Raw genomic sequence first — 6,349 nt, 5'->3', positions numbered from 1 at the left:
GGCGGCAAGACCCACAAGATGGAGCCGCTGTTCATGGTCATGGCGACCCAGAACCCGGTGGAGCAGGAAGGCACTTATCCGCTGCCGGAAGCGCAGATGGACCGGTTCCTGATGCACGTCCTGATCACCTACCCGCCGGTGGAGGACGAAGTCGAGGTCATCCGCCTCGTGCGCGGCGAGGAGATCGCCGCACTTGAGCCGCCCCCGGATGTCGGTAACGCCAACGCCACCTCCGAGGCACCCGGCAACGCGCCGATCCCGCAGCAGGCGGTCTTCGAAGCAAGGCGGGAAATCGGCGCCATCCACGTCTCCGAGGCCATGGAGCGCTACATGGCGGACCTGGTCAACGCCACCCGCTTTCCGGACGGGTACGGCGACGACCTCAAACGCTGGATCGAGATCGGCGCATCTCCGCGCGCATCCCTCGCCCTGGACAAATGCGGCCGGACCCATGCGTGGCTTGCCGGACGGGACTATGTCGACCCGGAGGATGTTCGCGCCATCGTGCCGGATGTCCTGCGTCACCGGCTCGGCCTGACATTCGAGGCTCAGGGAGAGGGCATCGGCCCCGACCATGTGGTCGCGGAACTGACCGCCCAGGTCGCATTGCCCTAGGGAGGCAGAAGTCCATGCGCGACAGGGCTGCACGCATTCGCACGGGACTGACCGGACGCCCGCCCAGCCAGGGCGAGCCGGACCCGCGCGTGCGCATCGACCGGGCCCATTTGCTGTCGCTTGAGGGCAAGGCCCGCGGCATGACCTTCCTGCCACGCCAGCCGGCGCGCAGCATCCTCAACGGTCGGCATGCGTCCCGGCTGCGCGGCCGGGGCCTGAATTTCGAGGAGTTGCGCACCTATTTGCCCTCTGATGACATCCGCTCCATCGACTGGAAGGTAACCGCCCGCACCGGAGAGCCCCACGTACGTGTCTTCACCGAAGAGCGGGACCGTCCGGCCCTCATTGTGGTCGACCAGCGCATGTCCATGTTCTTCGGGTCGCAGCGGAACATGAAGTCGGTGACAGCGGCCGAATGCGCCGCCCTTGCCGCGTTCCGCATCTTCGACCAGGGCGACCGGGTCGGCGGCATCGTTTTCGGCGATCGGGCCGTTGCCGAAATCCGCCCGCAGCGCAGCCGCGTAGCACTCAATTCCTTCCTGACCGCCCTGAGCGATGCCAACGGACTGTTGCGCGCCGATGCCCCGCCGGTCGACCCCATGCCGCTGAACCGCGTGCTGCAGGCGGTCGCCCGCATTGCCCGGCGCGATCACCTGATCCTCGTCTTCAGCGATTTCGACGAGATCGATGCGACAACCCACCGCCACATCGCGGGTCTTTCGAAACACAACGATCTGGTGCTCGGGCTTGTTTCCGATCCTTATACGGAGACGCTGCCCACTGGAGTGCGCATCGTCGTTTCGGACGGAAGCCTGCAGGCCGAGATCGACATGGGCGACAGGACGGTTCACGATCGGCTGAGCGACATGGCAAAGGGGCGTCTTGCGGAAATCCTCGATTGGCAGCGGCCCTACGGCTTTCCGGTGCTGCCTCTGTCGTCCGGCGAGGACAGCGTCCGCCAGATGACCCGGCTCCTGGGCCTGGCGGGAGGACGCCGATGACCGATACCGCACCGGATCCGCTCAATCTCGTCGACCTCCTCGACAGACTGGTAGAGCCGGGCGACCCGCCACCGGTTTCCATGGCGCCGCAAACATGGGGATGGACGGCGCTGGCCGCGCTCCTCGCCATTGCAGCTATTATTCTGACGGTACACCTGGTTCGGCAGTACCGGGCCAACGCCTACAGGCGGGAAGCGCTTGCCGAACTGAGACGAAGTCCGGAAGACCCTGCCGCCATCGCCCGTATCCTGCGCCGTACCGCGCTCGCCGCCTATCCGCGCCGGGACGTTGCCGGACTGACAGGCGAGCGCTGGCTCGCTTTCCTCAACAGGGCGGGGGGCGCCAGCCACTTTGAAGGCGAGTCAGGCCGAAATCTGATCCGCGCGCCATATCGCGACACGTCCCCCGGCTCGGATATGAAGGCATGCGCGGAACAATGGATCCGCTCCCACCGACGGGAGGCCGGACCTTGATCAGCCTGACCTTTCCCTGGGCGCTTCTGGCTCTGCCGCTTCCGTTTCTGGTTTTCCGGCTCCTGCCGCCGCACCGGGAACAGGTCCCTGCGCTCCGATTTCCGTTCTTCCGCCGTATCGCGGAGACTGCCGGCACCACCCCGGGACCGGGCGCCGTGGTGCTCTCCCGCTCGCGTCTGCAGATGATTATCGCCGCACTGGTCTGGTGCCTGCTCTGCCTGGCGCTCGCCCGCCCCGAACGGATCGGCGACGCTGTCGAGGAAACCCGGTCGGCACGCGACGTGGTGCTTGCCATCGACATATCCGGCTCGATGGACACCCGCGACTTCCGCACGCCGGACGGCGAACCGAAACAGAGGCTCGCCGCCGTTCGCGACGTCGTCGACAGCTTTGTGACCGGCCGTGAAGGCGACCGCATGGCCCTGATCGTGTTCGGCACCAAGGCCTATGTACAGGCGCCGCTTACGGAAGACCTTGAAACCATCACAACACTACTCGGCCAGACCGAGGTCGGCATGGCCGGTCCGCATACAGCGCTCGGCGATGCCATCGGCCTGTCCATCCGCACTTTCGAGGCCAGTGACATCGACCAGCGCCTCATGATCCTACTTTCCGACGGCGCCGATACCGGCAGCCGCATGAGCCCGATCAACGCGGCCGAGATTGCCGCTAGCAAAGACATCCGGATCTACACCGTGGCTGTCGGCGATCCCGAAGGATCGGGCGAAAACCGGGTGGATCTGCCGACGCTGAGAGAGATCGCGCAGCGCACCGGTGGCGCGTTCTTCTTTGCCGATGATCAGGCCGGCCTGACGGAAGTTTACGACCGGATCGACGATCTCACGCCCAGGGAAACGCAGACGCTCTCCTACCGTCCGAAAACGAGCCTGGCGCATCTGCCGCTGGCAGCCGCCGCGATCACCGCGCTTGGCGGGCTGCTGGTTCTCGGCTTCCCGGCCCGGCGCAGGAGGCCGGCATGAGCGAACTGGAGTTCATTCTGTCGGAACTGCATTTCATCCGGCCCCTGTGGCTGGCGCTCCTGCCGGCCGTCGCCATCGTCTGGTATCTGCTCCGCCGCCAGGCGACCAGGACCGGCCCTGATCTGGCGGGGATCGCACCGCACCTGCGCGATGCCCTGACGGTCGGGCAGCACAACCGGCGACGCCTGCTGCCGATCGACGGCGTAGCTGTCGCGATCACACTGGCCGTTCTGGGGGCGGCCGGCCCCACATGGTCACGCCAGCCCGATCCCTTCGTCGCACAGACCGCACCGCTGGTGGTCGTTCTGAAGGTGACCCCGTCCATGACCGCCAACGATGTGGCACCGACACGCCTGGACCGCGCGAAGCAAAAGATCCTCGACCTGCTCGCCCTAAGGGCCGGGGCCAGAACCGCCCTAGTCGCCTATGCTGGAACAGCCCATTCGGTCGTGCCGATGACCAGCGACCCGAACGTGATGCAACCCTATCTGGAAGGTCTTGCACCTGAAATCATGCCCCAGGAGGGCGCCAATGCCGGCGCGGCGCTGGATCTGGCCGCCGGTATCCTGGCAACAGGAGAAACGGGACGGAGCGGCGGCGCGATGCTGTTCGTGGCCGACGCCATCGACACTGCGGACCTGACCACCCTGAACACGGCGGCCGCCGATGGCGTAGTATTCGGCCTGCTGGAGATGCTCCCGGACGGCGCTTCCGATCCCGGAATCGACGGCCTCGACGCATTCAAGGTTCGCGTTGCGCCCGACGATACCGACATTCGCGCGCTCGACCGGTCGCTCAATACCGACTTCCGGCGCGCGCTCAACGAGACCGGCACCCAGCCCTGGGACGACAGGGGCTGGGTGCTGGCCTGGCCCACGGCGCTATTGACCCTGCTCTGGTTCCGCCGTGGCTGGACCATGCGCTGGTCGGTCCTGGTTCTCGCGGTCGGACTGATGATGGACACGCCGGCCCCGGCGCAGGCCAGCGTCGCCGACTGGTTCCTGACGCCCGACCAGCAGGGCTGGCTGGCCTATCGGGAAAAGAACTTCAAAAAGGCCGCGGACCTCTTCACCGATCCGATGTGGAAGGGCCGCGCGCAATACAGGGACGGACAATACGAGGCGGCCGCGCAGACCTTTGACCGCCTGGAGACACCCGAAGCGGTCTTCGCGAAGGGCATGGCCCACATGCGCAGCCGCGGCTATCGCGACGGCATTGCCGCCTTCGAGGAAACCCTGAAGCTGGATCCGAACTTCCCCGGCGCCGCTGAAAACCTCCGTACCGCCCGGCAGATCCTCGATTTCGTCGAAACGGCACGGGAACAGTCGGATACCGGCGAAGACCGGGGCATCGGCGCCGACGACATCGTCTATGACAACGAAGCCCGGCGCGGGGCTGAAACACAGATCAGCGACGACACCGATGGCGGTCTCCTGACCGCGGACCAGTGGATGCAGTTCGTAGACACGCGCACAGGCGACTTTCTGCGCCAGCGCTTTGCAATAGAGGCGGCGCAGCAATGACGGGTCCGCTGCGCACGGCACTATTTGCCTTTCTGCTGCTCTTGACGGCGGTGCCCGCTGCCGTCGCGCAGACAGCACCCGTCGTCGACGTCGAATTCGAGAAAAATCAGACCATCCCCGGTCAGTTCCTGACCCTGCGGATCACGGTCCTGGTGCCGACCTGGATGCCCTCCCCGGTTGTCTTCCCTCCGCTCGATGCGCCTAATGTGCGCGTACGCCTGCCGGAGCGGGCCACCTCGCCGACAAGCCGACGGGTCGACGGCACCGAATGGCCCGGAGTCACCCGGCGTTATCTGATCTCGCCGATGGCGCCCGGACGGTTCCCCCTGCCGAAAGGTGCGGTCGCTGTGACTTACGCCGATCCGGACAACACGTCCAAGACCGTCACGACCACCGCAGCACTCCCCGTGCTTGAAATCGAAGGCGTCGTGCCAGATGGCGCGGAAGGCCTGTCGCCCTTCATCGCGGCAAAGGGACTAACCCTCACGCAGGACCTCTCCGAGCCGGTCACGGACCTGAAGCCGGGAGACAGCATACGGCGCACGGTCACGGCGAAGATCACCGGCGCCGCGCCGATGATGCTGCCCCAGCTGATGGATCCGCCGCAGATCCCCGGCTTTGCGGCCTATTCGGACCAGCCGGTGCTGGAGGAAAGCGAGGATCGCGGCGTTATTTCCGGATCGCGCCGGGAAACCCTGACGCTTATGGTCCAGGGGAACGGCACCGGCACACTGCCGGGTCTCGCGCTGCGCTGGTACAACATCGGATCGAATACCATCGAGACGGCATTGCTTGATCCGGTCGCAATTTCGGCGACCGGTGCTCCCGCCGCCGCACGGGATCTCGTTCCGTCCGACAAACCGGTGTTCTGGCTCCTGGGTGCTGCCGCTCTGGCGGGTCTGGCGCTGGTCTTTTTTCTGGCCGCCCCAGTGTTTGTCCGCGCGTTCCGCGCCCGGCGGAAACGCCACAGGGCCAGCAAGGCTTTCGCCCGCAAGGCCGCCCTGAAGGCCATCGCGGCCCATGACTACCCCGCCACCGTGGCGGCTCTACAGACCTGGGCCGACCGGTCTCCCGTGACAATGGATACGGATCGGCAGACCGTCCTCAACGCACTGCGCCCGATCAGCGCCCGGCGTTACGGTGGCGCCGGTCCGGAAACCGAAGCCCGGGACTGGCGGTCTCTGGCGGAAGCCGTTCGCCATGCAGCCAACCATCCGCACGGCACCGCCGGCCACACAAGGCTGCCCGCGCTCAACCCTTGACCAACGACCTCAGCTCATGGCCGGGATCATCCGCCCCTGCCTCCTTGTCCAAGCCGGAAACGAACTACGCGGACGGATCGGACGCCGAAGCGGTTTGCGCAGAGATCAGCTCTGCGGCGATCCCCTTTGCGGTACGCGCCGCCTCCGGCATGCCGCGGACATGGGCGGTAACAATCGCGCCTTCCTTGAGAAGGGCAAGCCTTTCGGCAAGCTCATGAGGATCGGCGGCCCCGGCTTCGCGGCACAGGCGTTCCAGATAATCGACGATCCGCTGTTTGTGCTCGGCCGCGGTGCGGTGCGCGGGATGCTGCGGATCCCCGAACTCGCTCGAAGCGTTGATGAAGGCGCAGCCATTAAACCCGAGGCCCTTGAAGGCCTGGCCCCGGAACCAGCTTTCCAGTGCATCGAACATCGCCAGCAACCGCTCCCGCGGATCGGACGATGCCTTTTCCATTTCGCCCATCAACCAGTTGCGGAACTGCTCATCGCGACGAT

The 6,349-nt window shown here is 66.1% G+C and carries 7 protein-coding genes; 6 read left to right on the top strand and 1 reads right to left on the bottom strand.

Features of this window, described 5'->3' with window-relative positions; all coding sequences use genetic code 11:
* The 6 genes from ABIN98_RS09505 to ABIN98_RS09480 all read left to right on the top strand — a co-directional run.
* The coding region (locus ABIN98_RS09505) for a MoxR family ATPase (protein ID WP_346909468.1) at positions 1–615 on the top strand (615 nt) is incomplete at its 5' end.
* A 14-nt stretch (positions 616–629) separates the two neighbouring features.
* Complete coding sequence (locus tag ABIN98_RS09500) at positions 630–1,616, top strand: DUF58 domain-containing protein (protein WP_346909466.1); 987 nt, start codon at positions 630–632, stop codon at positions 1,614–1,616.
* Positions 1,613–2,089, top strand: a complete 477-nt coding sequence (locus tag ABIN98_RS09495) for a DUF4381 domain-containing protein (protein WP_346909464.1) — start codon at positions 1,613–1,615, stop codon at positions 2,087–2,089. The genes ABIN98_RS09500 and ABIN98_RS09495 overlap by 4 nt, the downstream gene beginning before the upstream one ends.
* On the top strand, positions 2,086–3,069 hold the full coding sequence (locus ABIN98_RS09490; protein ID WP_346909462.1) for a VWA domain-containing protein: 984 nt from the start codon (positions 2,086–2,088) through the stop codon (positions 3,067–3,069). The genes ABIN98_RS09495 and ABIN98_RS09490 overlap by 4 nt, the downstream gene beginning before the upstream one ends.
* Positions 3,066–4,592, top strand: a complete 1,527-nt coding sequence (locus tag ABIN98_RS09485; RefSeq protein ID WP_346909460.1) for a VWA domain-containing protein — start codon at positions 3,066–3,068, stop codon at positions 4,590–4,592. The genes ABIN98_RS09490 and ABIN98_RS09485 overlap by 4 nt, the downstream gene beginning before the upstream one ends.
* A complete protein-coding gene (locus ABIN98_RS09480; RefSeq protein ID WP_346909458.1) occupies positions 4,589–5,854 on the top strand; it encodes a hypothetical protein in 1,266 nt (421 codons plus the stop codon). The genes ABIN98_RS09485 and ABIN98_RS09480 overlap by 4 nt, the downstream gene beginning before the upstream one ends.
* Before the next feature lie 64 nt (positions 5,855–5,918).
* Here ABIN98_RS09480 and ABIN98_RS09475 read toward each other — a convergent pair whose 3' ends face one another.
* Positions 5,919–6,308 carry a TetR family transcriptional regulator C-terminal domain-containing protein gene (locus tag ABIN98_RS09475; protein ID WP_394701475.1) on the bottom strand — a complete coding sequence of 130 codons (390 nt, stop codon included), beginning with the start codon at positions 6,306–6,308 and terminating at the stop codon, positions 5,919–5,921.
* Positions 6,309–6,349: the final 41 nt, after the last annotated feature.

Source organism: uncultured Roseibium sp., from assembly GCF_963675095.2.
In the GTDB taxonomy this organism is placed as follows: Bacteria; Pseudomonadota; Alphaproteobacteria; order Rhizobiales; family Stappiaceae; genus Roseibium.
The sequence above is the reverse complement of the archived record's forward strand: the minus strand, read 5'-3'. Positions and strand labels throughout refer to the sequence as shown.

What these genes read in the sequence shown, in the direction of transcription:
- ABIN98_RS09500 (WP_346909466.1), top strand. Translation starts at nt 630, where the DNA reads ATGCGCGACAGGGCTGCACGCATTCGCACGGGACTGACCGGACGCCCG.
- ABIN98_RS09495 (WP_346909464.1), top strand. Translation starts at nt 1,613, where the DNA reads ATGACCGATACCGCACCGGATCCGCTCAATCTCGTCGACCTCCTCGAC.
- ABIN98_RS09485 (WP_346909460.1), top strand. Translation starts at nt 3,066, where the DNA reads ATGAGCGAACTGGAGTTCATTCTGTCGGAACTGCATTTCATCCGGCCC.
- ABIN98_RS09480 (WP_346909458.1), top strand. Translation starts at nt 4,589, where the DNA reads ATGACGGGTCCGCTGCGCACGGCACTATTTGCCTTTCTGCTGCTCTTG.
- ABIN98_RS09475 (WP_394701475.1), bottom strand. Translation starts at nt 6,308, where the DNA reads ATGGAAAAGGCATCGTCCGATCCGCGGGAGCGGTTGCTGGCGATGTTC.